Here is a 23,276-nt window from a genome sequence, read left to right as displayed (position 1 = left end):
CGGGCCGGTCTGCCAAAGGAAATAATCATGCCCGTCGATACCAAAGCCGCCACCGACCGCCTCATGCGCTTCCTCGCCGTCGAGGGCGTGACCGGACAGGAGGCGGCGATCGGGCGTGAGCTCATGGCCGCGCTGAAGGAGAGCGGCGTGCCGGCAAAGGCGATCCGGCTCGACGACGCCAACACCCGCATTCCCGTGCCGACCGAGACCGGCAACCTGATCGTCGACCTGCCCGGCCGCGGCGCGCTGCACAACCAGCCGCGCATCATGTTCATGACCCACATGGATACCGTGCCGCTGTGTGCCGGGGCCAAGCCGAAGAAATCAGGCCGCAGAATCGTCAACTCCGCCAAGACCGCGCTCGGCGGCGACAATCGCTGCGGCTGCGGCGTGCTGGTGACGCTGGCGGCCGAGCTCGAGAAGCATAAGCTCGACCATCCGCCGATCACGCTGTTGTTCTGCGTGCGCGAGGAGAGCGGGCTCTATGGCGCGCGCCACGTCAAGCTGGACGAGCTCGGCTCGCCCGTGATGGCCTTCAACTATGACGGCGGCTCGGCCTCCAACGTCGTGATCGGCGCGGTCGGCGCCGATCGCTGGACCGTCGAGATCATGGGGCGCGCCTCGCATGCCGGCGTCGCGCCGGAGCGCGGCATCTCCTCGACCATGATCATGGCGCTCGCGCTCGCCGAGGTGAAGGCCGGCGGCTGGTTCGGCAAAGTGGTGAAGGGCAAGCGGCAAGGCACCAGCAATGTCGGTCCCGTCACCGGCGGCGAGGGCCGCCCCGCGGGCGATGCCACCAACGTCGTCACCGACTACGTGCATGTCCGGGGCGAGAGCCGCAGCCATGACGGAAAGTTCTTCAAGGAGATCACCAAGACCTACAAGGCCGCGTTCGAAAAGGCGGCAAAGAAAGTGACGAATGCGCAGGGCAAGTCCGGCAGGGTCAAGTTCAAGGCCGAGACCGACTATTATCCGTTCCGCATGAAGGACAGCCAGCCCATCATCAAGCGCGCGGTCGAGGCTGTCTCCGCAGTCGGCGGCACTCCGAACGTCCGCACCGCCAATGGCGGCCTCGATGCCAACTGGATGGTCCGCCACGGCATTCCGACCGTGACCTTCGGCGCCGGCCAGAACGAGGCGCACACGATCGACGAGTGGATCAATCTCGACGAATACGACCGCGCCTGCGCGCTGGCCGTGCAACTTGCGACGATGCGGTGAGTTTCCGTCTGTAGGGTGGGTTAGCCGAAGGCGTAACCCACCACTGTTCGTCTCCGTGGAAGCACAAGTGGTGGGTTACGCCGAGCACATGCGCTTTGCGCATCTGCTCGGCTAACCCACCCTACGAACCAAAAACAAAAAGGGAGGCCACATGCCGCACATCGCAAATATCGAGACCGGGCTCTACCGGATCCCCCTCCCCGTCACGCTCTCCGACTCCACGCATGGCGAGATCGCCGCGTTCGAGCTGATCACCTGCCGCATCCGCGATGCCGACGGCGCCGAGGGCGTCGGCTACACCTACACCGTGGGCCGCAACGGCGGCGCTGTCGCCGACATCCTCAAGCGCGAGATCCCCGCGCTGATCGAGGGACGCGAGGCCGACGATACCGAGGCGATCTGGCATCACGTCTGGTGGGCGCTGCATTATGGCGGCCGTGGCGGGCCCGTGGTGCTGGCGCTCTCCGCGCTCGACATCGCGCTGTGGGATTTGAAGGCGCGGCGCGCCAAGCTGCCGCTGTACCAATTGCTCGGCGGGTTCGACGCGCGCGTGCCGTGCTATGCCGGCGGCATCGACCTCGATCTCTCCGTGGAGGCGCTGCTCAAGCAGACCGACGGCAATCTCGCCAAGGGCTTTCGCGCCATCAAGATGAAGGTCGGCCGGCCCGATCTCAAATCCGACGTCGCGAAGGTCTCCGCGATGCGACAGCACCTCGGCGACGGCTTTCCGCTGATGGTGGACGCCAACATGAAATGGACGGTCGAGGAGGCGATCCGCGCCGCCCGGGCCTTCGTTCCCTACGACCTCACGTGGCTCGAGGAGCCGATCATCCCCGACGACGTCGCCGGCCACGCGCGCATCTTGCAAGCGGGCGGCGTGCCGATCGCGGCGGGCGAGAATTTGCGCTCGCTGTGGGAGTTCAAGAGCTACATCGCCAGTGGCGCGGTGTCCTATCCCGAGCCTGACGTGACCAATTGCGGCGGCGTCAGCGCCTTCATGAAGATCGCGCGGCTGGCGGAAGCATTCAACCTGCCCGTCACCAGCCACGGCGCGCACGACATTACCGTGCACCTGCTCGCGGCCTGCCCGAACCGATCCTATCTGGAGGCGCACGGCTTCGGGCTCGACAAATATATCGAGCACCCGCTGGTGCTGCAGGAGGGCAAGGCACAGGCTCCGGACCGGCCCGGGCACGGCATCAGCTTCGACTGGTCGGGGCTGGCGAAGCTGGCGTGACACCCATTGGCCGTCATTCCGGGGCGCGACGAAGTCGCGAGCCCGGAATCCATCGGCCCCAGAGGTTGCTTGCACGATGGATTCCGGGTTCGCGCCAAAAGGCGCGCCCCGGAATGACGAGGGAGAGACGGCGCGTGGCTGCACGCAAGGCATTCCAACGCGCTTGATGCATGCTGCGGATTATCCGCTATGGTGGCGGCAACCGAAATTTTGCGAGAGACCGCTGCCTTGACACCCGAGCTGCACCAGAAACTGACCGCGTGGCGCCGGCACCTTCACGCGCACCCGGAGCTGTCGCTTCAGGAGAAGGAGACCGCCGCTTTCGTGCAGGACAAGCTCACCGAGCTCGGGATTCCCTTCGAGGCGGGCATCGGCGGCCACGGCATCGTCGCGACCTTGACGCGCGGGCACGCGCGCAGCCGCGTCGGCTTGCGCGCCGACATGGATGCACTGCCGATCACCGAAGATACCGGGCTTGCCTACGCCTCCGGGACATCAGGCGTGATGCATGCCTGCGGTCACGACGGGCACACCGCCTCGCTGCTCGGCGCCGCTGCGCTGCTCGCCGCCGACAGCAGCTGGAGCGGCACGGTCGATTTCATCTTCCAGCCGGCCGAGGAAGGTTTCGGTGGCTCGCGCGCGATGGTCGCGGCCGGGCTGTTCGACCGCTTTCCGATGGAACGGGTGTTCGGCTTTCACAATTGGCCGGGCCTTGCCGCCGGCACCATCGCCGTGCATGACGGCGTCGTCATGGCCTCCGGCGGACGCATCACCATCACCATCGAAGGCCATGCCGGCCACGCCGGCATGCCGCATCTGACGCGCGATCCGGTGATGGCGGCCGGTCATCTGATCGTGGCCCTGCAATCGGTGGTCTCGCGCAGCGTCGATCCGCTCGACACCGCCGTGCTGTCGCTCTGCACCATCGAAGGCGGTACCGCGCCGAACCAGATCGCCGGACGCGTCACCATCCGCGGCACGCTGCGGTACCACCGCGAGGCGGTCAAGGACACCATCCTCGACGGCATCGAACGGACCTGCGCCGGCATCGCGACCAGCTTTGGCGTCAAGGTGACGCCCGAGATGGTCTGGGGTGTGGGTGTGGTGATCAACACGCCCGCTGAAGCGGGCCTTGCGCGGATCGCCGCCGAGAAGGTGCAGGCCGAGGTGCGGCGCGACCTCGCGCCCAGCATGGCCGGCGAGGATTTTGCCCACTATCTCCAGCAGCGGCCGGGCGCCTTCGTCTGGATCGGCAACGGCGAATTGCGCGACGGCGCCGAGCTGCACGGCCCGCGCTACGATTTCAACGACGCGATCCTGCCGGTGGCGTCGAGCTGGATGGCGGAAGTCGCCAAGACGGCGCTGGCGTCGAACTAGTTCACGAGATCTCGCGGGGCAACTTCCAATCCGACCGCGGTGCGAACGTCTCCTCGACGGGCGCCACGTGATATCCGGCAGGGAGAAGCCGGCCGCCCTCCTCGTCCGCGACCGGAACGTCGGTCACGAGGCCCTCGATCAAGGCGGCTTCCCACACCTCCTTCTCGGTCGGAAAGGGATCGCCGATCTGCTTGTTGCCTTCGAACAGCGCGTACATCGGTTGCGGTCCTTGGTTGGCGGGTTCACCAGCAACGTATCGGCTGCCTGGACGTTCCTCTCCGGCAAAGGCAACGGAGGGCACGGAAACAATGGCGCGCGTTCTGGTCGGAACTTCGGGCTGGCATTACGACTCCTGGCGCGGCCCGTTCTTCCCAGAAGGCGTAACGCTGAAGCAGCAGCTGCGCTACTACGCCGGACAATTCGACACGACAGAGCTGAACGGCGTGTTCTACCGCACGCCGACGCCCGACGCGGTGAAAGGCTGGCGCGAGCAGACCGGCCGCGATTTCGTCTTCGCCTGGAAAGCGTCGAAATTCATCACGCACTGGAAGCGCCTGTCGGAGCGCTCCGTCAACAGCCTCGAGCTGCTGGAGGACCGCATCTCTCGGCTCGGCGGCAAGGCCGGCCCGATCCTGTTCCAGCTGCCGCCGCAATTCCAGGCGGATGCGGACCGCCTCGCGTCCTTCTTCAAGCTGTTGTCGCGGAAACGGCGTTACAGCTTCGAATTCCGGCATCCGAGCTGGTATCAGCCGCGCATCCTCAAAATGCTGGCGGACGAGAACATCTCGCTGTGCCTGTCCGACCATCACGACGCGCCGGCGCCCTGGAAGCGCACCGCGGATTTCGTCTATGTCCGCGGACACGGGCCGGGCGGGCGCTATCACGGGCACTATACCAGGGCGACGCTGGCGCAATGGGCGAAGCGCATCAAGTCGTGGAAGCGGCAGGGCTGCGACGTCTATGTCTATTTCGACAACGACCAGAAGAGCGCGGCGCCCGCGGACGCCAAGGCGTTGAAGCAGCTGCTCTAGATGACACCGCTTTGCCGAAGCGCCGCGATCGCAGCCGCGTCATAGCCGAGTTCGGCGAGGACGCGATCGGTGTGCTCGCCGAGCGTCGGCGGGCGGCTCGTGATGTCGCCCGGCGTTTCCGACAGCCGGACGGCGGCACGCGTCACCGGCGCGGGCTTCGGCAGGCCGGGATAGTCGACGTCCTGCAGGAAGCCGGCGGCGCGGATGTGCGGATGATCCAGCGCCTGTTGCGGTGAGAGGACCGGCCCGGTCGGAATCATGGCCTGGCCCAACGCATCGACGGCTTCCTGCGTGGTGCGCCCGGCGCACCAGCGCGCCATCCGCTCGCTGATGATGGCGCCATTGTTGCCGCGACTGATGTCGTCGGCAAAGCGGGCATCGTTCAGCCACACCTCCTCCTCGCCCATCAGCCGCGCCCAGCGCTTGAACAGCGGATGCCCGGTGACCTGGCACAGCACCCAGCCGTCCCGGGTGCGGTAGATATCGGCGGGCGCTGCGGTCTGGCCGAGATTGCCCGTCGGCACGCGATTGACGTTGATCACAGCCTGCTCGATCAGCGTCGCGTTGGTGAAGGACAACGCGGTTGCGAGCAGCGCGCCCTCGACGATCTGCCCACGCCCGGATTTGCCGCGCTCGATCAGCGCGGCGAGCGTGCCGAACGCACAATGCAGCGCGGTGCCGAAATCGACCCAGTTCACCGCGGCGCGGTACGGCGGATCGCCAGTGCCCGTCATGTACACCGATCCCGACATGACCTGCCCGACCCCGTCGAAGCCGACCCGGTCGGACCAGGGCCCCGGCCCGCCGAACGCGGTTGCGGTCGTCAGGATGATGTCGGGCTTGATCGCCTTCAAGGACTCATAGTCGAGCTTCATCGCGCGCAGGGTCTGCGGCGGCAGATTGGCGACGACGACGTCCGCGGTCGCAACCAGGCGACGCATCACCTCCTGTCCCTCCGGCTTCATCGGATCGAGCGTGATGCACTTCTTGTTGCGGTTGACCTGGAGGAACAACGCGCCCTCGCCGCCTTCGCCGACCGGCGCGACGAACCGATCCTCGCTGCCCTCGCGCTTCTCCACGCGAATGACCTCGGCGCCGAATTCGGCCAGCAATGTCGCGCAATAGGGCCCGGCGATATAGCGCCCGAAATCGAGCACCCGCACGCCCTCCAAGACTCCTCCCATCGATCCCTTCCCCGTTGTTCTCTGCAGATTACAGGGACTGGCTGCGAGGGCAAGTTGGGAAGCGGGATGCACGTGCGACTTTCATCATCGCATCGCGAACAGCTCCTGATGAAACCGCTGTTCGACGGGGAAGCCGTGCGCGCTAAGGTCTCGTTTGAGCGCTTCCCCGAAACCCGCCGGACCACAGAACCAGATGCTCGCTTCGCGCCATTGCGGCACGGTTTCGCGAATGCGTTCGCCGGTCAGTCGTCCGTGACGGGCGTCGATGAGGACGTGGAGACGAACATTTGCCGAGCGCGCGTCTGCTGCGAGCTTGCCGAGGGCTTCCTCATCCACATCAGTGGTGGTGTGAAAGAGGTCAACCGCCTGCGCGACGGAGCAACCCGGAATATCCTTCGGCATGGCCATCTGTTTCATGCGGGCAACGAAGGGCGTGATGCCGATACCACCGCCGATCCAGATCTGGTGCGAGCAATCGTCATCGAAGGTGAAGCAGCCATAGGGCCCTTCCACCTTCACCTTCTGCCCGACACGGAGCTTCTCCCGCAGCCGGCTGGTGTGGTCCCCGAGTTCCTTGGTGATGAAGATGATCCTGGGCTCTGCAGCATTCCAGCACGATGCGATCGTGTAGGGATGCGCGCCCTCGGAGACATCGGACGTGGCGAAGGCGAACTGGCCCGGCCTATGGCCCGGCCATCCATGGGGCACCTCGATCTCGGTCTCGATTGCCCTGACGCCGGGATAATATTTGAGCGCGGTGATCCTGCCCTGGACCTGGCGACGGGCGCCAATGCGCCGCAACAGCGCGACAGCCGCCGCCCATGTCCCGAACGCAAGCAGCGCCCCCACGATCCAGCCGAGCGGCGACATCCAGTAGCTGAACTTCATCAGCGTGACGGCGTGAAACACCAATACCAGATACGCGACGGCGAGGAGCCGATGCGTCTTGTAGAAGAGCCGATAGGGGAACATTTGAATGAGCGCCAAGGCAATCAGCACGACGGCGCCGTAGAAGGCCCACTCGCCCAGCCCCTCCGCCGGTCCATGCAGGCCCGCAAAGAAGGCCTCAATCGGATTTTCGATGGCGGGTCTTTCCCCACGCTGCGGTCGGGTCAGCAAACCCCAACCGACCGCCCATTTCGGGGCATTGGCCCAGAGCCAATGGATAATGGCAGTCACGAGGGCAGCGATACCGAGCCATTTGTGCAAGCGGTACATCTTGTCGAGGCCACCCAGCCACGCCTCCGGCCAACGTGGTCGCAGCGCGAGGATCATCGCCATGCTCATGCAAACGATTGCCAGGACGCCGCTCAGCTGCACCATCCTCTCGCGAAGTGGGAAGAAGGGGCCCGGCCCAAATGGCTGGGGCTCCGCAATCAGCCACAGGAGGACGAGAACCGCCAGGCCGCCCCAAAATACCCGTTTGAGCTTCTCCATGCCGTCGTTGCCTCACAACGTTACGGCGCCAGCTTGACCTGATCGCGCCGCGTTGCATTGAGCTGACTCAAGCCGGATCGTGATGAGCTGCAGGGCCTGGTCGAGGCTGAGCGTGAAGGATTCTCTTTCAGCTCGTCGCCTGACGACCGCCTGAAACCGCCCCGCGACGCATCCTGCGTCGCGGGGCCGCAGCTCATTCCGTTCAAGACTTTGCTCCAGCGCAAACTCCTGAATGCCGCAATCTCCCACCTGAGAGCAAAGAAGCTCTTCGGAGGAAATCCCGTGATCATCTCAACCAAATCGCTCATACCCGCAGCCCTCGCGCTCTGTCTCGTCCTGGGGCAGTCTGCTCTCGCCGCCGGACCACACACGCATGAAGGACCAACCACGACCGCCGGGCCGGTGCTCAACCACGGCAAGAAGTGGCCGACCGATGACGTCTTGCGCCGCGGCATGGACGACATCAGCCTTGCCATGAGGCAATCGCTGGCACCCATTCACGGCAAAGTGTTTACGCCTGCGCAATACGAGGCTCTGGCGAAGCGAATCCAGGCGCAGGTCGATGACGTCGTAGGAAACTGCAAGCTGCCCGAGCAGGCCGACCAGCAACTTCACCTTGTCCTCGAGCAGATCATCGACGGCGCGGCCAAGATGAAAGCCGGGACCAGCCGCGATCAAGGAGCCAATAAGATCGTGCGGGCGCTCGCTCAGTACGGCAAGTATTTTGACCATGCCGGCTGGCAACCGCTGGAGCATTGAGGTCGATTGCCGCTGCCGCCTATGCGGCCACGGCCTCGTAGATGTCCTCCTCCTGGGCCGTGTGCATGCGCACCAGCGTTTCGATCGCCTCGATCACGCGCTGAGTGTCGCGAATGAGGTAGCGGTCGATCTTCTCTGACGGCAGATCCTCCGCGATCCGGGCGAGCAGCCGCGCGAGATGCAGTATCTCGCGATGCGCACGGCTCATGGCAGAGAGTCCGTGGCGGTCGCGCAGCACCTCGTTGAGCTTCGGATAGACGCTGTCTTCATCCTCGCGTTCGTGCATCACGACGCTGCCCTGGACCAGTCGGTGGGCCTCGCCAATCAAAGTCGCGGCGGATTCGGGCACCGCATCGTCCAGCGCATCGACGATCTGCCGCAGGCGGTCGAGATCCCTAAGCAGGGCCTGATGATCGTGATGCAACGTCAGCCCCTGCTCCGCGGTGAGGCGCGGACCGCCCCTGACGAGGGGCGGATTGAGCGCCCGCAGCGCGTTAAGGATGACGGCAACATCGATCACCTCCTGAACGATCGCGGCGGGGACGGGATCGAGCCAGCCAAGGCTGGCCGCGACCATGGCTACCAATGACAACCCCATCCCGACGAAGATGCTTTGCAGGGCAATGTGCCGCGCGCGCTGGGCGATGATGATCGCTTCGCCGACCCGATCGAGCCGATCCGTGAGAATCACCACATCTGCCGCCTCGGAGGAAGCGCTTGCACCGCGTGCACCGAGCGCGATCCCCATGTCAGCCACGGCCAGCGCCGGGGCGTCATTGATGCCATCGCCGACCATGATGGTCGGATGCAGCCGCTGTTCGCTACGCACCGCTTCGACCTTGTCCGAGGGAACGCGATCGGCCAGCACGGCATCGAGATCGAGCGCCGCTCCGATGGCCTGCGCCGCCGCGGCGCGATCACCCGTGACCATCACCATCCGCGCGATGCCGGCGTCGCGCAGCAGCCGGATCGCGCGTGGCGTGTCGGCCCGCAATTCGTCGGCCAGCAGCAGCGCGCCGATCAGGCGGCCGTCCACCGCGACGAGGACGATCAGCGCCGAGCGCCACGAGGCACGTCGAATCGCCCGCAACGCCCATGGCGACAGCTCGGCTCGCGAGAGAAGCATCTCTCGCGAGCCCGCCACGACTTGGCGTCCGTCGATCTGGCCGCTGAGGCCGGAACCCATGGTCTCCTTGACATGTTCCGGCGGCTTCAGCTTGAGCCCCTTGGCGAGGGCCGCAGCGACGACGGCCTTCGCAAGCACGTGATGCGAAGCTTGCTCGAGCGACGCCCCGAGCGTGAGGACCTCATCCGGATCCTCGCCCGGCGCGACTTCTACGGACAGCAACCGCGCTCCGCCCACCGTCAGGGTACCGGTCTTGTCGAAGAGCACGGTGTGCGCATGGGCCAACGCCTCCAGCGCCTTCCCGCCCTTGATCAGGATGCCGCGGCGGGCCGCTTGCGCCACCCCGGCGATGAAGGCGACAGGTGCGGCCAGAATCAAGGGACACGGCGTCGCCGCCACCAACACGGCAAGGCTGCGGGTTACGTCGCCGGAGATGTGCCATGCCACGAAGGACATGACGAGTGTCACCGGCAGGAAGATCAGCGCATACCGGTCGGCCAACCGCACAAAGGGAGCTCTCGCTGTTTGCGCCACAGTCACCATGCGCACGATGCCCGCATAGGTACTCTCGCTGGCCGCCGCGGTCACGGTCAATTGGAAGGTCTCGCCCGCATTCAGAGAGCCGGAAAGAACGGCGCTTCCGCGGGTCTTCTCTACCGGAATCGGCTCGCCAGTCACCGCGGACTCGTCGATCGCAGCGAAGGCCGACGCAACGACACCATCGACCGGCACGATCTCGCCGGCTTTAACCAGAAGCTCGTCGCCGACCGCGACGTCCTCGATCGGAACGTCCTCGATCCGCTCGCCGGACTTGCGATGGACCTGCCGCGGCGCCCGATCAACCAGGGATCTCAGATCATGCTCCGCCCGTGCGATCGCGATCTCCTCCAGGACATTGCCGCCGGAATACATCAGCGCGACCACGGCGCCTGCGAGCGGCTGTCCGAGCGCCAACGCCGCACTCATCGACAGCAGCGCGATCGCGTCCACTCCGACGCGGCCTCTCAGCAGGTCCTGGACGATCGAGGCCGCCAATCCTGCAATCACGGGCGCCGTGCCGAGCGCCCAGGCGAGATCGGCCAGATCAGGTCGGCCCGCGGCTCGCGCGAGAATACCCGCGGTCAACCCTGCGATTGCGATTGCAACCAAAGCCCATCGCAAGACCCGATCAAACGACATGGCTTGGCGCACCCGCCCTCCGGTATCCGCTCGCTATTGCTGCGGGACGGAGCTCTTGCTCCTGTGCATGAACGTCATCATCTCTTCGAAAGTGAGCTTCCCGTCCTTGTCGCGATCCATTGCCTTGAAGATCCGTTCGTGAGCGACTTGAAACTCGGGCAACGAGAGGGTCCCGTCACCATCGGCATCCATCAGTGCGAAGATGATGCGGAAGACGACCGGCGGCTCCATGGCGTCACTGCCCGAGCCATGCCCCTTCATTCCTTGTCCCATCATTCCGCGCCCCATCATTCCCATCATATCTCCACCGCGCATCGGACTCTGCCGCTCGGCGGACGGGCTGGCAGGAGAGCTCGATTGCGGCGACGCCGGCGTCTGCTCCTGTCCGGGATGATGGCCCTGATGGTCCGCCGGCGATTGAGCCAACGCCGGCTGGCCCAAGGTGACGAACAGCAACGCTGCAGCAATGGTTCGACCTAGCATGGTGCTTCCTCCGGCCTTGGTGTGGGGCCTAAGAAAGTGTCGAACTTCACCGATTTTACCTTGAGCCAAGTCAAGAAAGCGGCTTCTGCCCAGATGGCTTTTCGGCGCGACTGACCTCGGTGCCGCATTCAGCCGGCGAGATCGCCCAAACGGAACCTGCCGCCGGTTCTGCCGGCTGCTTTCTGCGATCTCCCGATCCCGAGGCGGAGTTCCCGCGGCCTAGCTGCCGCCCCTGCGGGCGCAGCCAATCGCCTCCGTCAGGACCTTGCGGTCGCCGATGTGATTGGCGAGCAGCAGGATCAGCCGTGCGTTCATCCGCAGCGCCTGCTCCTCGTCGAGGTCGCGCTGACTGTTGATCAGTTCGGCGTAGAAGTCGTCGGGATCGGCGATGTTGGGTGACAAATTGAGCGTCATGCTGCCAGCTCCTTCCGTCCGGCGGTGTCGTGCCCGGAGGCCCGCAACATCGCATCCGCGATGCTTGCCTCGTCGAATCCGGTCCAGCGTGCGGCGACGTATTGATCGGGGCGAAACAGGTAGGTGGTTCCGGGCGAAGCGCCGTAGCGCGCGGCAAGCAGGCCGGAGGGATCGGCGATGTCGCGGCCGACGACAATGAGCTTCGCTTTGAGCGGCCCCACCGCGATCTCGGTCTTGTCGGTCTCCTTGCCAAAGGCCACGACCGTGAAGCCATCGCCGAGACAATGGAGGAACCAGGCGGGCTTGCCATCCACCGTGATCGGCGCATCGGCCGCATTGGTGCCGGGCCGCACGCCGCCCATCATCGCGTTGTCGTCAGGCGTATTGAGCGCCGACGTCGCATAGGGCGTCGGCGTCGAGAGCCGGCCGCTGTTGACCAGCGGGCGCGCAAAGCCGTGATGGCGGGCGAGCTCCAGCACCGCGTCACGGAAATAGCGGCTCACTCTCGTCTTCGGCGTGATGAAGTCGGTGGCGCGCGTCGAGTTCAGGATGTTGTCGTCGGCGGCATAGGCGCGCTCTTCGTGATAGCTGTCGAGCAGCGCTTCCGAGGCTTCGCCGCGCAGCACCATCGCGAGCTTCCAGGCGAGATTGTCGATGTCCTGGACGCCGGTGTTGGCGCCGCGCGCGCCGAACGGCGAGACCTGATGCGCGGCGTCGCCGGCGAACAGCACCCGGCCCTGGCGGAAATTGTCGATGCGCCGGCAGGCGAACTGATAGATCGAGACCCATTCGAGCGCGAACTCGGTCTCCTCGCCGAGCATGGCGCGGATGCGCGGGATCACCCGCTCCGGCCCCTTTTCCTCATCGGGATCGGCGTCCCAGCCGAGCTGGAAGTCGATGCGCCAGATCTTGTCCGCCTGCCGGTGCAGCAGCACGGAGTGGCCGCGGTGGAACGGCGGATCGAACCAGAACCAGCGCTCAGTCGGGAAATCCGCCTTCATGGCGACGTCGGCGATCAGGAAGCGGTCCTGGAAGAACTGTCCCGTGAACTCGGCGCCGACCATCTTGCGCACGTCGGAATTGGCCCCGTCGCAGGCGATGACCCATTGCGCCTCCATGGTGAAGATGCCGTCGGGCGTTTCCACCGCCAGCGTCGCATGGTCGGCGGCCTGCTTCAGACTGATCAGCCGGTGCTTCCAGCGCAGCTCGATCAGCGGATTGGCCCTGCATTTGGCGACGAGGATCTCCTCCAGATGATATTGCTGCAGATTGATCATGGCCGGCCATTGGTGGTCGGCCTCGGGCAACAGATCGAACTCGTAGGACAGCTGGTCCTGGAAGAAGACCCTCCCGACATTCCAGCTCACCCCGCGGTCGACCATGGGCGCCGCGCAGTCGAGGCGGTCCCAGATCTCGAGCGGACGCTTGGCGTAGCAGACCGCGCGCGAGCCGATCGAGACGGTGTCGTTGTCGTCGAGCACCACGACCGGCTGGCCGCGCGCGGCGCAGTCGAGCGCCGCGGTCAGGCCGATGGGACCCGCGCCGATCACCACGATCGGATGCCGCTTCACGATCCCCTCGGCCTGCTCCTGAGAGCGCCGGTAACCGAACTTCGGATAGATGTAGCTCGCCATGTTCGCTTCCTGATGCGCGTGCCGGGGATCAATGCGCGTCCGCGAATTCCTTCTCGTGCATCCAGGCGGTGTGGCGCGGCGGGCGCTTGGTGCGCGACCATTCCTCGACCATCTCGTGCGCGACCGACTTCATGCGGTCGATCTGCTCGGGCATCGCGGTCCAGGCCGCGATTTCCAGGCGATGGCCGCTCGGGTCACGGAAATAGATCGACTTGAAGATGGTGTGGTCGGTGACGCCGACGACGTCGAGGCCGGCGGCCTCCGCGCGCGCCTTGGCCTCTTCCAGCTCGGCGAGGTCCTTGACCTGGAAGGCGATGTGCTGGGTCCACTCCGGCGTGTTGGGATCGCGGCCCATCGGCGGCGAATTCGGCAGCTCGAAGAAAGCGAGGATGTTGCCGTTCCCGGCATCGAGAAAGATGTGCATGTAGGGATCGGGCGCCTTGGTCGAAGGCACCCGATCCTCGGCAATGGCGCCGAGAAGATCCATGTTCATGACGGTCTTGTAGAACTCGACAGTGGCCTTGGCGTCGACGCAGCGATAGGCGACGTGATGGATCTTCTCGATTTTCATGGCGTTTCGCTCCCTGGACTTGCGGTTGCGAAATTAGTATCAGGTGTTACTATTTCCTGAATTTGATCTGGATCAATCCACTTCGAGGAATTTTTCGGGTGGATCGGCGGACGGGAATCGCGTGATGGGACGTTCGAGCGTGGCACGCGGGGAAGCGGCCAAAGTCGCAGCGGCGCAGGATGGCGTCGAGCTGGACCTGCAGCGATATTTTCCGTACCGGCTGGCACGCCTCGCCGAGCAGGTGTCTCTGGCGGTTGCCGAGGTCTATTCCGAGCGCTTTGCGTTGACACGGCAGGAATGGCGCGTGCTCGCCATCCTCGGCATGCGCCCGGAGATTGCGACCAAGGAGATCGGCCCGCTGACGACGCTCGACAAGATGCAGGTCAGCCGCGCCGTGCAGGGCCTGGAGGCGCGCGGCATCGCCGGCCGCAAGCACCATCCCGACGACCGGCGCGAGCTGATAGTCTCGCTGACCCCAGCCGGTCGCGCGCTTTATCGCAAGATCGTGCCTTACGCGCTGGCGCGGGAGACGAAGCTGCTTGGGGAGCTGACCGCCGAAGAAGTGGCGGTGCTCGACCGGGTGATGCGCAAATTGTCGGCCGCGCTGGCGTAGCTTCTCCCGCTCAACCCCACTTCATCTCGCCCTTGGCAACCTTGGAGCCGATATCGAGCGCGACGCCCATGCCGAGATTCGGGAAGCGGGCTTCCATGGCAGCCTTCAGCGCAGCGCTGTCAGCCGCCTTCGCCAACTCTTCGTCGAACGCGAGCAGATACGTCCTGGTGTGCTCGACAGCGGAAAGATCGACGGCGACGCCCGCCGCCATGTGACCCGGCACGACCAGGGACGGCTTGCGGGCCGCGATCTTGTCGAGGTTGGCGACCCAGGCTGCGCGCTGCTCCTTGGTCGGCGTATCGGCGGTCCAGACATGCACGCCGGAGAAGAGCATCACGCCGCCGAACACGGCATTCAAGGACGGAACGAAGAGATAGCGGCGGTTGGCGAGACCTTCGGCGTTGACGATTTCGATCGCCTCGCCGTCAATCGCAAGAGAAGCCCCATCGGACGCTTCCGGCAGAACGACATCGGCGAGCGTCTGCGGACCGTTCTCCTTGAGCTGCGGTCCCCAGACGGCGAGTTTCTTCTCCACATTCGCCTTGATGGCCGCGAGCGTCGCGGACGCCGCCAGCACCTTGGCATTCGGGAAAGCCTCGCGCACCGGCTTCAGGCTGAAATAATAGTCGGGATCGGATTGGCTGATATAGATGGTGGTGAGCTTCTTGCCACTCGCCTTGATCGCCTCGACGAGCGCGCGTCCGTCCGGATAGGAGAAGCCGCCGTCGATCAGCACCGCCTCGGTCGGACCGGAAAGCAGGACGGGCGCACGAAAAAATCCATTGGGGCCTGCGGGAAAATGTTTCCAGCTCAGCTTGGCCTCCGCGGCACGGCCGACGTCGGCGGCCGCGAACAATGCGGCGGCACCCGCGGCAAGGCTGGTCCTCATGATCTGTCTCCTCGACAACATGGCTCTCTCCATTGAACTCTGCAGGGAAAATCGGTTTGGGTGATCAGGCGGCACGAAGTTGTGCGGCCAGCAGATCGAACCGCCCGAACAGCATGCTGCCGTCGAGCAGCCTCCGCCCGGCGCCCTCGCCGACCACCAGAGCCGGCACGCCACCGGCCCCAAATCGCGTCATGTCGGCGCGCGCGGCCGCGATCCGCGCCTGGTAAGCCGCGATCAATGCATCGTCAGGCGCCCGCACGCGGCGTGCCGCATCGGCCAGTTGCGCGCCCTCGAGCACGTCGGCGACGACTTGAAGGCTGGAATTGTCGCGGCCATCGACGTAGCGGGCGCGCTGCAAGAGCTTGAGCGCCTCGAGCTCATGGGCCGGACCACCCAGGCCCACGGCGACGACGCCAAGGGTCGCTGCCGCCGAGTCGAACAGGCTGCCGGTATTGCCGAGAATGCCGGTGCGATAGGCCTCACTGAACGGCTGGCCGGTCAAGCGTGCGATGCGCTGGTCGTTCTGCCAGGCATAGGCGGCAAAATGCTGGTCCATGGTCCGCGCCGCAGGGCCCGCAAACAGGCCGGTCGGTGCCAGCACCAGGGTGGCATCGCCGTGCGCGGCAAGCTGCTCCAGCACCGGCGAGGCGCCGTAGCACCAGCCGCAGAGAGGGTCGAAGAGATAGGTGATTTGCATGATTTCGGGCCGCCAATGTTCGATGCAGAGAAACCTAGCGGCCGATCATTATTTGATAAATATCAGATAATTGTACATATTGTTTGTTATTAGCTAACAATGGCGACGACCGCATGGAAGCGATCAACCTCAACCGCCTCGCTTATTTCGCAGCCGTGGTCGATGCCGGCTCGTTCACACGCGCTGCCGAGCGCCTCGGCATCACCAAGACCGTCGTCAGCCAGCAGGTGGCGCGGCTCGAAGCAGAATTGAAAACGGCTTTGCTGCTGCGGACCACCAGGAGGGTCGAGCCGACCGAAGCCGGCCGGTTGCTGCATGCCCGTTGCGTCATGATCCTGCGCACGGCGGAAGATGCCGTCGACGAGCTCGCGCAGACCAATGCCGAGCCGATGGGCATGCTGCGGGTCGCCGCGCCGAACGACTATGGCGCAACGATGATCGCGCCGCTGGCGGCGAAGTTTGCGCGAAAATATCCCGCTTGCAGTGTCGAGCTGATCCTGTCGGACACGCGAACGGACCTCCTCGCCAACCAGATCGACCTGTCGATCCGGGTCGGCTGGCTGAACGATTCAAGTCAGCAGGCCAGGCGGATCGGATCGTTTCGGCAATTGCTGGTGGCCGCACCGGACGTGGCCGCGGCGTTCCGGAGCAAGACGCCCGACGAGCTTGCGGCTCTGCCGTTCATTGCCAACGGCGCGCTCGACGAGCCGCTGGTCTGGCGCTTCACCAGACGCGATATCGACAGCCGCACGATCCGCATGCGGCAGTCGATCTCGATCAACACGACGCCTGCGGTGCTGGGCGCAGCCCTCGCCGGCGGCGGACTCTGCGTGCTGCCCGACTACCTGGTCGCGGAGCATTTCAAGTCCCGCCGGCTGGTCCATGTCCTGCCATCCTGGAGCTTGCCGGCCGGCGGGATCCATGCCGTGTATCCCGCGGCCCGGTTCCGGCCGCCGAAGATCACGGCGTTCGTGGCCATGCTGGTGCAGGAAGGCCGCGTGCTCGCCAGCAAATTTCCGGAATGAAAAATTTCCGGAATGACACATGCGCGCCTGTTCACGCCGCCGATCGATCCGGCAGGCCGCCCCGCAGAGCGTCAAGCAGGCGCTGCTCGCGCTCGATCCGGGCGCGATAGAGCTCGCGTTCGCTCTCGCTTCTGGCACCGGCCAGCAACACGCGATAGTGCCCGATCACCTTCTCGCTGCCGCTGATGAGGAGGTTGCGGACGTCACTCATCGTTCCACTCCGGTCGTGGCAATCGCCGATGGCGCGTTTGGAACGGTGAATGCGGCCGGGAAGGCATCGGCGGCGAGAGCCTCGAGCGCGGTCTGCTCCTCGGCGAGGCGTCGTTCGATAAACTGGCGCTCAATGTCCGACAGCTCAGTCTTGAGCAAACGTCGATAACGAGAGAGGTTGTTGCGGTGCGCGCGGATGCGGGCGAAATCCTGATCGAGCATCGTCGTCACTCCTGACGGTCTTTCACGGTCCTTTTCGAATTAGCGGTGTCGGAAGAAGCATCTTCCGGCGCAAAAAATATTCAGGCTTGTTTTGCTGTCAAGATCCTCTTTCGCCGCTTCCTTGACGCCGCCGGGGTCCCCGAAAAAAATTTTGCGCGTCCCTCTTGCAAGGGACTTGTGGCACTCTAAGTCGTTTTTCGCCGCGAGAGCGGTGTGCCGGATGCCCGATGGGTCCGGCGCGGGCGCCGGGTCGGGGCCTTCGGATCCGTTTCCGATTCCTTAACGGCGCTCCTTCGTATCCATCTTGCTCTTTGAAGGACTTGGTATGAGGACCACCTTTGACTTCGCGCCGCTGTGGCGCTCCACCATCGGCTTCGATCATCTGGCCGACCTCGTCGACAGCACGCTGCGCCAGGCGGGCGAGGACAATTATCCCCCTACAACATCGAGCGCTCCGGCGAAGACCAATACCGGATCACGCTGGCCGTGGCGGGCTTTGGCGTCAACGACATCAGCGTGACCGCCGAACAGAACGCGCTCACCATCGAGGGCCGGAAGCCGGACAGCGCCACGCGCGAATATCTCTATCAGGGTATCGCCGCGCGTCCGTTCCGCCGCGTGTTCAATCTCGCCGACTACGTCCAGGTCAAGCAGGCCGTTTTCCAGGACGGTCTCCTGGTCATCGATCTCCTGCGCGAGATTCCGGAGGCCATGAAGCCGCGCCGGATCCAGATCGCGGGTGCTGCGTCACCGCAGATCGAGCAGAAGAAAGCGGCTTAGGCCGGTCGAACGCGTTCGACAGCGACCACCATGGCGGATGGCGACCGGATCGCCATCCGCCGATCGGACCATCCCTTCGAAAGGAGTGTAGAGGGAGACAAGTGATGACCAATGCCAATGCGACCACCGGCGGTGTCGGCGCGCTGTTCCATCCCGCTGCGCATTATGCTTCGCCGAGCGCCGTCCTCGACGATGGCAAGCTCTCGACAGCGGAGAAGCGGATCATATTGTCATCGTGGGCTTCGGACATGTACGCCGTCGAATCCCATCCCGCGCTGCGCGAGATTCCCGGCATGGATCGGCCGATCCGGCTTGCGGACATCCTCACCGCGCTGCGCAAGCTCGATGACGACGACGACCCGCCGCCCGGCGGCGGCGTCCCGATGCGGCTGCGGCGGCCCTGGGCCGCCGCAACGCCGTAATCGAGACCTGCCAAAGGATCTGTACAAGGCCGGCTTCGCCAATTTCAGGGAAGCGGAGCTTCTGGCTGGGGCGGGAGGGATCGAACCTCCGAATGGCGGAATCAAACTCAGTTTGATTATCTAACGGTTTCAAGGCGCGTTTGGAAAAAATGGCCAAAACGCCTCTAGCAATTCCAATAACTTGGCGGACGTTTCCAAATAAGGAAGCAACCTTCACAGGGAGGATCAGTCCCGAAAAACCTGAGGCAGCAGATTCTCCCTTTGTCGGGACGACGGCGAGCAGGAGAGCAGTGGCTGCAGATGCTACAATTACCGACATCCCAAACAGACGGAGTGGGCAAACCGGCGGCTAGCTCTTTGATTCGCGGACTCGTCGACCTTGTCGGGCAGGCCGCACGTTGATCTTTGCAAGTTCGCGACGCTCGGCGTCCGACAACTGCCAATCCTCGCACTGACCGCAGAGCTGCCAGAAGACGTCATATAACTTGCTTCGAGCGACCTTGACGATTTCGGTGTCGTCGAAGTCGCGAGAGTTCAGGAAGATTGGCAAGGCAAAACTGGTCTGATCGCTTTCGAATTGAAACGTCAAACGGATGTCCTCGGCTCGTTCGTTCGGCGAAATCATCTCGATGCGTGCGACGCTTATCTTGAATTTGCCCATTGCCTCACCGGGTCGACTTTGATCGATCCTTCCATATGAAATATCACTTGCCACGGGCCAGTTCTTCCTGCCGCCATGGTCGCCGCCTCGGCTTGATCTCGATCGAGATCAGCACCAATGCAGCCGCGACAATCACCAGAATGCCAGCGAGGCTGAGCGCGATCTGCATCGCTAGCTCATCGGAGATGCTGGACAGGGCGATGTGGCTGGCAGGCGCCAGTAGAACGCCGCGCTTTCGATCTCCACCGTCATCCGCCGCGTGTAGGCGCTCGGCGCGGCCACATCCCCCTCAAGGTCGACACGTGCATCATTCTCTGGACGCCATCGCGTCGCTTCCTGAGCATCAGATGGATCGATCGAACTGATCGTTACCATCTCGAAGAGCCGCAGAGCGGCGGCGCGCAGGTGCCGGTCAGCGCTGCGGACGACACTGCTTCGATCGCCGCCCGCGTACCGCCGACGTCAATCAAGCTTGCATGAACGGTGCGCCTCTTTTGCTCGAATTGCTATCCCATTCTCGGGCTTGTCGAATCATTGACGAGATGCCTGCTCGAGTTCGATCGGGCAGGCGAGCACCGTCCCATCGTCTCCTGCTCTCTCGCTCAACGCGCGGAAGAGCGGCAGCCTCCTCGGCGACAGGATCTCAGACGGACAGCCTGTCTTACCATCCCGCAGCGAATCCCATGGATCGACAGAACGGAACCAGCGCCGAGCCGCGATTGCCGTGGTTCTGTCTGTCAGCACCCAGGCGGGTCGGTTGGACGCAGGGCAAAGCCTGTCCGCGCACTGCTTTGGCAATCTTATTTATGCCTGAGGCTCGTTGTTCGGCCCTTCGATCCCCATATATCCAAGTCTACCCTGGTCAGCCGTCGAGATTGGCCGGAGCGCGCGGAGACTTCCAACGAAAGGGCTCTGCATATGTTCAAATCTCAGCAGCATCGCGCAAGAACAACCGCGTCCGGCGAACTCGTCAAGGGTTCGACCAGCGCTGAGGAAAGCCACAAATTCAAGAGCTGGCGTGCCGGCTTCGTCTTGTTGACGGCGCACGGGCACAAGAATGAAGTCGGTCGCAACGAGCTGCCTTCAGCAAAGGATACGCCTAGCAATGCGAGATCGGGCGCCGCCGCTCTGTCGCGGTGGGAGAACGAGGGAGGCTCAGTTCGCGACGAACTGCCGACGTGACTAAACGCGGAAAAGTTGGAGGACTCGCCGCGTTCAACCGGCAACATCCTTTTATCGAGGTTCTGTTCTCGGACATTGCGGAAAGTGGCGAGGCCTTAGATCTAAGTGAGCTCGTGCGAGAGGTTTTGCCGGCATTTCACAGGCTGACTTGAGATCTGCACCGCGAGCTTGCCGCGAAAAAAAAGCACTGCCGAACAGGACTCGGTCGTGATATCAAGTGGGCTGATGTCACGCGTTTGGCCCGGCGCTTGGTTTGGCCGCGCGGGATCAGTCCTTCCGGTCTATCTCGGATTTGTCGCGCAGAACCGCGTTCAGAAGCGCGCTATGAACCTCGATCTTTCCATTGTAGCTGATGAAGCCGAGCTTGCGGAACTTGTTCATGAAGAAGCTAACCCGTGATCGGGTCGCACCGATCATCTCGGCCAGCGTTTCCTGGCTGATGTTGACGCCAATGGGCTGAGAGCTGGCTTCCTTGCCGAAATTGGCCAGCAGAAGCAACAGGCGCGCCAAGCGTTTCTCGCTCGAATTGAAGAGTTGGTCGATCAGGTCTTCTTCAATCCGGCTATTGCGCGCGAGCAAATAAGCCATGAACAATTGAGAGAACTTCGGCTTGCCTTCGAGCGCTGCAATCATCGCCGTCTTCGATATTCTCGTGATGACACAGGCCTCCGTTGCCGTGGTAGTGGCAATACGCAATGGATGACCATTGAGGCAGCCCTCGCCAAAGAATTGTCCCGGCTCCAGAATCCCGACGACGCTTCCTTACCTTGGTCCGAAACGACCGTTAGCTTGATCTTTCCCTCTTGAATATAGAATACCGCGTCCGCGACATCTCCCTGCGCGAACACGTTCTGACCTTTGCCAAATTTCGAAATCGATTTTGCTAGAGGCGGGCGCGTCACTGCGCAGATTTCCGCCGCGCGACTTGCCTGACTATCCACGCAGCTCCACAGCTTTGTTGCTACCAAGCGATTCGGCACAAGCCTTTGCAACCGCCGAGTTTGGCTCAGTGCTTCCCGGCATCGTGGCCCAACCGCCTTTTTCGACGAACTTGCTCTGATCCCATGCATAGGTCGCCTTCTTCATTTCGACCAGGTTCGCCGACGCATCAGCGGCTTGTCGAAACTTCTCAACGCAGATGGGTGTGAGAGCTGCGACGACAGCCGTAGCAGCACTATTCTTCGCGATGGTCTCGGCGGACCCACCCGTCACCCAGCCGCCCCAGCCGAACCCCACGATTGCCAGAGCAATCGCTCCGGCCACAGCTCCCCACAGTGCCGGCCGCACGGCAGCTTTTGTCTCCCTGGAGATTTCCATGATTTTCACCTTGAGTCAGAGGTATGTTGAGCTTCACCCGTTAAGGAGGCTAGGCACGTCGAGCGATCGGCGTCTGTACCAAATTGCTCACACAGCGCGTGCGGACACTCGTTGGATGGCCTGGATGCATCTAATCCGGTCGGTTCGCTGCAGTCAGCGCCTGCGGCTGGCGCCCTATGTGGCGAGTATCTGTCACGCGATGCGCCGGAGCTACACGGCCTTTGTGAGATTCCCGGCTCTTTGCAGTTGAGCGCGGCGGTGCCCAACATTTTCGCCCGCTTTGTTCAAGGGGGCGCCCTAATTTCCGGTTCCGCGGGTCCTAGGAAACGGCCTCAGTGCGGGTGGCATCTGAGGCCGCTTGAAACCTTCCGCCGGGCATTGGGCAAAATGTCGACCGGTCGGCCGGCTTTGCTTTCGGAGATAAGTCACCGATTGCTGAGGACCAAGAACTCCCAAGGTCAATCGTTCCGTCCATTTGAAATATTGAGTGTCCTGACCAGGACTGGACTGAATATTCGAAAGGCTCGGGGTTGCCGCCTCCGCCAGACGTTATGAAATGAAAGAGGCCGCCAACTGGGGCGGCCTAGTACTCGTCCTTGTCGCTGTGATGAAGGTTGAAAGCTCGATCGTACCTGTCGCGGGCTTCGGTACCAATGCTGTATCGGCCGGGCCACCATGAATGTGGTGGACTGTAGTTGTCCTTCTCAGCGTCTTCTTTAGCTTTTTCGTCCAGTTTTTGAGGCGTCCAAAACGACATTGATTGATCTTTACCCACACCTTGGTCCTCCAAGTGGGACGACAATCCTCGTCCAGAGCTAATTTGACTCCTGGCCAATTCAAGTTAGGAGACTTGACCTTGAGATTGGCAATTCAACTCGGTGCCGGACGCAGAGCTAAAGGCGTTTGGCCACGACGATCACCCGAACGTGGGCAATCTGATCGGCTATTCCCATCGCAAGCTCGGCAATTCCAAGTTCTCGGAGGGCTGGTACGAGCTCAGGCTGAAAGCCGTACTGACGTGTCAGTATTGCGGCCTCTGGCAAATTGAGCAGGGCAACCGCGACCAGGCGCAAGAAAATGCAGAAAGGCCGGCATCGCTGCCGGACCTTTCTTTTTCTTTGAACGCTGCACTTAGAAATCCATACCGCCCATGCCTCCCATGCCGCCGCCACCCGCGGGCACGCCGCCGCCGGCGTTCCTCTTCGGTACCTCGGCCACCATGGCTTCAGTGGTGATCAACAGAGCCGCGACCGAGGCCGCGTTCTGGATCGCCACGCGAACCACCTTGGTCGGGTCGATGATGCCCTTGGCGACCAGGTTGCCGTACTCACCAGTCTGCGAGTCGAAGCCGTAGGAGTACTGCTCCTTTTCCAGGATCTTGCCGACGATGACCGAGCCGTCTTCACCGGCGTTGATCGCGATCTGGCGGGCCGGCGCGGACAGCGCCTTGCGCACGATCTCGACGCCGGTCTTCTGGTCATCGTTCTTTGTGCGCAGCCCCTTGAGATGCTCGGAGGCACGCAGCAAGGCGACGCCGCCGCCCGGCACGATGCCTTCCTCGACCGCAGCCCGGGTCGCATGCATCGCGTCATCAACGCGATCCTT

24 protein-coding genes and 3 pseudogenes are annotated in these 23,276 nt (G+C 63.6%); 10 read left to right on the top strand and 17 right to left on the bottom strand.

Annotated features, from left to right (window positions below):
- Positions 1–27: 27 nt before the first annotated feature.
- From IC66_RS0105475 to IC66_RS0105465, 3 genes are all read left to right on the top strand, one after another.
- Positions 28–1,221 (top strand): M20/M25/M40 family metallo-hydrolase, encoded by a 1,194-nt coding sequence (locus IC66_RS0105475; protein WP_038946930.1) that lies wholly within the window; start codon positions 28–30, stop codon positions 1,219–1,221.
- 151 nt (positions 1,222–1,372) lie between these two features.
- Positions 1,373–2,458 carry a mandelate racemase/muconate lactonizing enzyme family protein gene (locus IC66_RS0105470; RefSeq protein WP_028143148.1) on the top strand — a complete coding sequence of 362 codons (1,086 nt, stop codon included), beginning with the start codon at positions 1,373–1,375 and terminating at the stop codon, positions 2,456–2,458.
- A gap of 228 nt (positions 2,459–2,686) precedes the next feature.
- The gene (locus IC66_RS0105465; RefSeq protein ID WP_038946929.1) at positions 2,687–3,835 is read left to right on the top strand and encodes an amidohydrolase; all 1,149 of its coding nucleotides are present in this window, start codon (positions 2,687–2,689) and stop codon (positions 3,833–3,835) included.
- A gap of 1 nt (position 3,836) precedes the next feature.
- On the opposite strand, the gene IC66_RS0105460 is transcribed toward IC66_RS0105465, so the two are convergent.
- Positions 3,837–4,052, bottom strand: a complete 216-nt coding sequence (locus IC66_RS0105460; protein ID WP_018322666.1) for a hypothetical protein — start codon at positions 4,050–4,052, stop codon at positions 3,837–3,839.
- Between the two features lie 91 nt (positions 4,053–4,143).
- Between IC66_RS0105460 and IC66_RS0105455 the strand changes: the two genes are divergently transcribed.
- On the top strand, positions 4,144–4,866 hold the full coding sequence (locus IC66_RS0105455) for a DUF72 domain-containing protein (RefSeq protein WP_038946928.1): 723 nt from the start codon (positions 4,144–4,146) through the stop codon (positions 4,864–4,866).
- Here IC66_RS0105455 and IC66_RS0105450 read toward each other — a convergent pair.
- Both IC66_RS0105450 and IC66_RS0105445 read right to left on the bottom strand, forming a co-directional pair.
- On the bottom strand, positions 4,863–6,050 hold the full coding sequence (locus IC66_RS0105450; RefSeq protein WP_038946927.1) for a CaiB/BaiF CoA transferase family protein: 1,188 nt from the start codon (positions 6,048–6,050) through the stop codon (positions 4,863–4,865). The two genes, IC66_RS0105455 and IC66_RS0105450, sit on opposite strands and share 4 nt — an antisense overlap.
- Before the next feature lie 84 nt (positions 6,051–6,134).
- Positions 6,135–7,487 (bottom strand): ferredoxin reductase family protein, encoded by a 1,353-nt coding sequence (locus IC66_RS0105445; protein ID WP_038946926.1) that lies wholly within the window; start codon positions 7,485–7,487, stop codon positions 6,135–6,137.
- 282 nt (positions 7,488–7,769) lie between these two features.
- Here IC66_RS0105445 and IC66_RS0105440 point away from each other — a divergent pair, with 282 nt between their 5' ends.
- Positions 7,770–8,246, top strand: a complete 477-nt coding sequence (locus IC66_RS0105440; protein ID WP_244429084.1) for a hypothetical protein — start codon at positions 7,770–7,772, stop codon at positions 8,244–8,246.
- Positions 8,247–8,265: 19 nt separating this feature from the next.
- Here the strand turns inward: IC66_RS0105440 and IC66_RS0105435 are convergent, their stop codons facing one another.
- The 5 genes from IC66_RS0105435 to IC66_RS0105415 all read right to left on the bottom strand — a co-directional run bounded on the left by IC66_RS0105435 (position 8,266) and on the right by IC66_RS0105415 (position 13,653).
- The gene (locus IC66_RS0105435) at positions 8,266–10,551 is read right to left on the bottom strand and encodes a heavy metal translocating P-type ATPase (RefSeq protein ID WP_038946924.1); all 2,286 of its coding nucleotides are present in this window, start codon (positions 10,549–10,551) and stop codon (positions 8,266–8,268) included.
- Between the two features lie 33 nt (positions 10,552–10,584).
- Positions 10,585–11,007, bottom strand: a complete 423-nt coding sequence (locus IC66_RS0105430; protein WP_390887157.1) for an EF-hand domain-containing protein — start codon at positions 11,005–11,007, stop codon at positions 10,585–10,587.
- Between the two features lie 246 nt (positions 11,008–11,253).
- Positions 11,254–11,448, bottom strand: a complete 195-nt coding sequence (locus IC66_RS0105425) for a DUF2783 domain-containing protein (protein WP_028143156.1) — start codon at positions 11,446–11,448, stop codon at positions 11,254–11,256.
- Entirely contained in the window at positions 11,445–13,082 is a 1,638-nt protein-coding gene (locus tag IC66_RS0105420; protein ID WP_038946922.1) for an FAD-dependent oxidoreductase, read from the bottom strand. The genes IC66_RS0105425 and IC66_RS0105420 overlap by 4 nt, the downstream gene beginning before the upstream one ends.
- Positions 13,083–13,110: 28 nt before the next feature.
- The gene (locus IC66_RS0105415; RefSeq protein WP_038946921.1) at positions 13,111–13,653 is read right to left on the bottom strand and encodes a VOC family protein; all 543 of its coding nucleotides are present in this window, start codon (positions 13,651–13,653) and stop codon (positions 13,111–13,113) included.
- A gap of 124 nt (positions 13,654–13,777) precedes the next feature.
- Here IC66_RS0105415 and IC66_RS0105410 point away from each other — a divergent pair, with 124 nt between their 5' ends.
- Positions 13,778–14,266: a MarR family winged helix-turn-helix transcriptional regulator gene (locus IC66_RS0105410; protein ID WP_038946918.1), complete on the top strand. Its 489-nt coding sequence runs from the start codon at positions 13,778–13,780 to the stop codon at positions 14,264–14,266.
- Positions 14,267–14,276: 10 nt separating this feature from the next.
- On the opposite strand, the gene IC66_RS0105405 is transcribed toward IC66_RS0105410, so the two are convergent.
- Positions 14,277–15,176, bottom strand: coding sequence for an MBL fold metallo-hydrolase (locus IC66_RS0105405; protein ID WP_038946917.1), 900 nt, complete (start codon positions 15,174–15,176; stop codon positions 14,277–14,279).
- 43 nt (positions 15,177–15,219) lie between these two features.
- The gene (locus IC66_RS0105400) at positions 15,220–15,852 is read right to left on the bottom strand and encodes a DsbA family protein (RefSeq protein WP_038946916.1); all 633 of its coding nucleotides are present in this window, start codon (positions 15,850–15,852) and stop codon (positions 15,220–15,222) included.
- Positions 15,853–15,965: 113 nt separating this feature from the next.
- Here IC66_RS0105400 and IC66_RS0105395 point away from each other — a divergent pair, with 113 nt between their 5' ends.
- Positions 15,966–16,877 carry a LysR family transcriptional regulator gene (locus IC66_RS0105395; protein WP_038946915.1) on the top strand — a complete coding sequence of 304 codons (912 nt, stop codon included), beginning with the start codon at positions 15,966–15,968 and terminating at the stop codon, positions 16,875–16,877.
- Between the two features lie 31 nt (positions 16,878–16,908).
- Here IC66_RS0105395 and IC66_RS0105390 read toward each other — a convergent pair whose 3' ends face one another.
- Together IC66_RS0105390 and IC66_RS0105385 are read right to left on the bottom strand one after the other, a co-directional pair.
- Positions 16,909–17,088 carry a hypothetical protein gene (locus IC66_RS0105390; protein ID WP_028143162.1) on the bottom strand — a complete coding sequence of 60 codons (180 nt, stop codon included), beginning with the start codon at positions 17,086–17,088 and terminating at the stop codon, positions 16,909–16,911.
- Entirely contained in the window at positions 17,085–17,309 is a 225-nt protein-coding gene (locus tag IC66_RS0105385) for a hypothetical protein (protein ID WP_038946914.1), read from the bottom strand. The genes IC66_RS0105390 and IC66_RS0105385 overlap by 4 nt, the downstream gene beginning before the upstream one ends.
- A 325-nt stretch (positions 17,310–17,634) precedes the next feature.
- Here IC66_RS0105385 and IC66_RS0105380 point away from each other — a divergent pair.
- A pseudogene (locus tag IC66_RS0105380) lies at positions 17,635–18,089 on the top strand (Hsp20 family protein).
- A 104-nt stretch (positions 18,090–18,193) separates the two neighbouring features.
- Positions 18,194–18,511, top strand: coding sequence for a hypothetical protein (locus IC66_RS0105375; protein ID WP_038946913.1), 318 nt, complete (start codon positions 18,194–18,196; stop codon positions 18,509–18,511).
- A gap of 349 nt (positions 18,512–18,860) precedes the next feature.
- Here the strand turns inward: IC66_RS0105375 and IC66_RS0105370 are convergent, their stop codons facing one another.
- Together IC66_RS0105370 and IC66_RS48955 are read right to left on the bottom strand one after the other, a co-directional pair.
- A complete protein-coding gene (locus IC66_RS0105370) occupies positions 18,861–19,172 on the bottom strand; it encodes a hypothetical protein (protein ID WP_028143165.1) in 312 nt (103 codons plus the stop codon).
- A gap of 43 nt (positions 19,173–19,215) precedes the next feature.
- On the bottom strand, positions 19,216–19,341 hold the full coding sequence (locus tag IC66_RS48955; RefSeq protein ID WP_256379438.1) for a hypothetical protein: 126 nt from the start codon (positions 19,339–19,341) through the stop codon (positions 19,216–19,218).
- Between the two features lie 1,039 nt (positions 19,342–20,380).
- Between IC66_RS48955 and IC66_RS48140 the strand changes: the two are divergent.
- A pseudogene (locus IC66_RS48140) lies at positions 20,381–20,506 on the top strand (signal transduction histidine kinase); the annotation flags it as partial.
- A gap of 115 nt (positions 20,507–20,621) precedes the next feature.
- Here the strand turns inward: IC66_RS48140 and IC66_RS0105355 are convergent.
- The 3 genes and pseudogenes from IC66_RS0105355 to IC66_RS0105340 form a co-directional block, all read right to left on the bottom strand.
- Positions 20,622–21,256, bottom strand: a pseudogene (locus IC66_RS0105355) (Crp/Fnr family transcriptional regulator).
- Between the two features lie 31 nt (positions 21,257–21,287).
- On the bottom strand, positions 21,288–21,671 hold the full coding sequence (locus IC66_RS0105350; RefSeq protein WP_028143167.1) for a hypothetical protein: 384 nt from the start codon (positions 21,669–21,671) through the stop codon (positions 21,288–21,290).
- 1,131 nt (positions 21,672–22,802) lie between these two features.
- On the bottom strand, positions 22,803–23,276 hold a 474-nt coding region (locus IC66_RS0105340), incomplete at its 5' end, for a TCP-1/cpn60 chaperonin family protein (protein WP_038946911.1).

Source organism: Bradyrhizobium genomosp. III (assembly GCF_000261705.1).
GTDB classification, from domain to species: Bacteria; Pseudomonadota; Alphaproteobacteria; order Rhizobiales; family Xanthobacteraceae; genus Bradyrhizobium; species Bradyrhizobium ottawaense.
The sequence above is the reverse complement of the archived record's forward strand: the minus strand, read 5'-3'. Positions and strand labels throughout refer to the sequence as shown.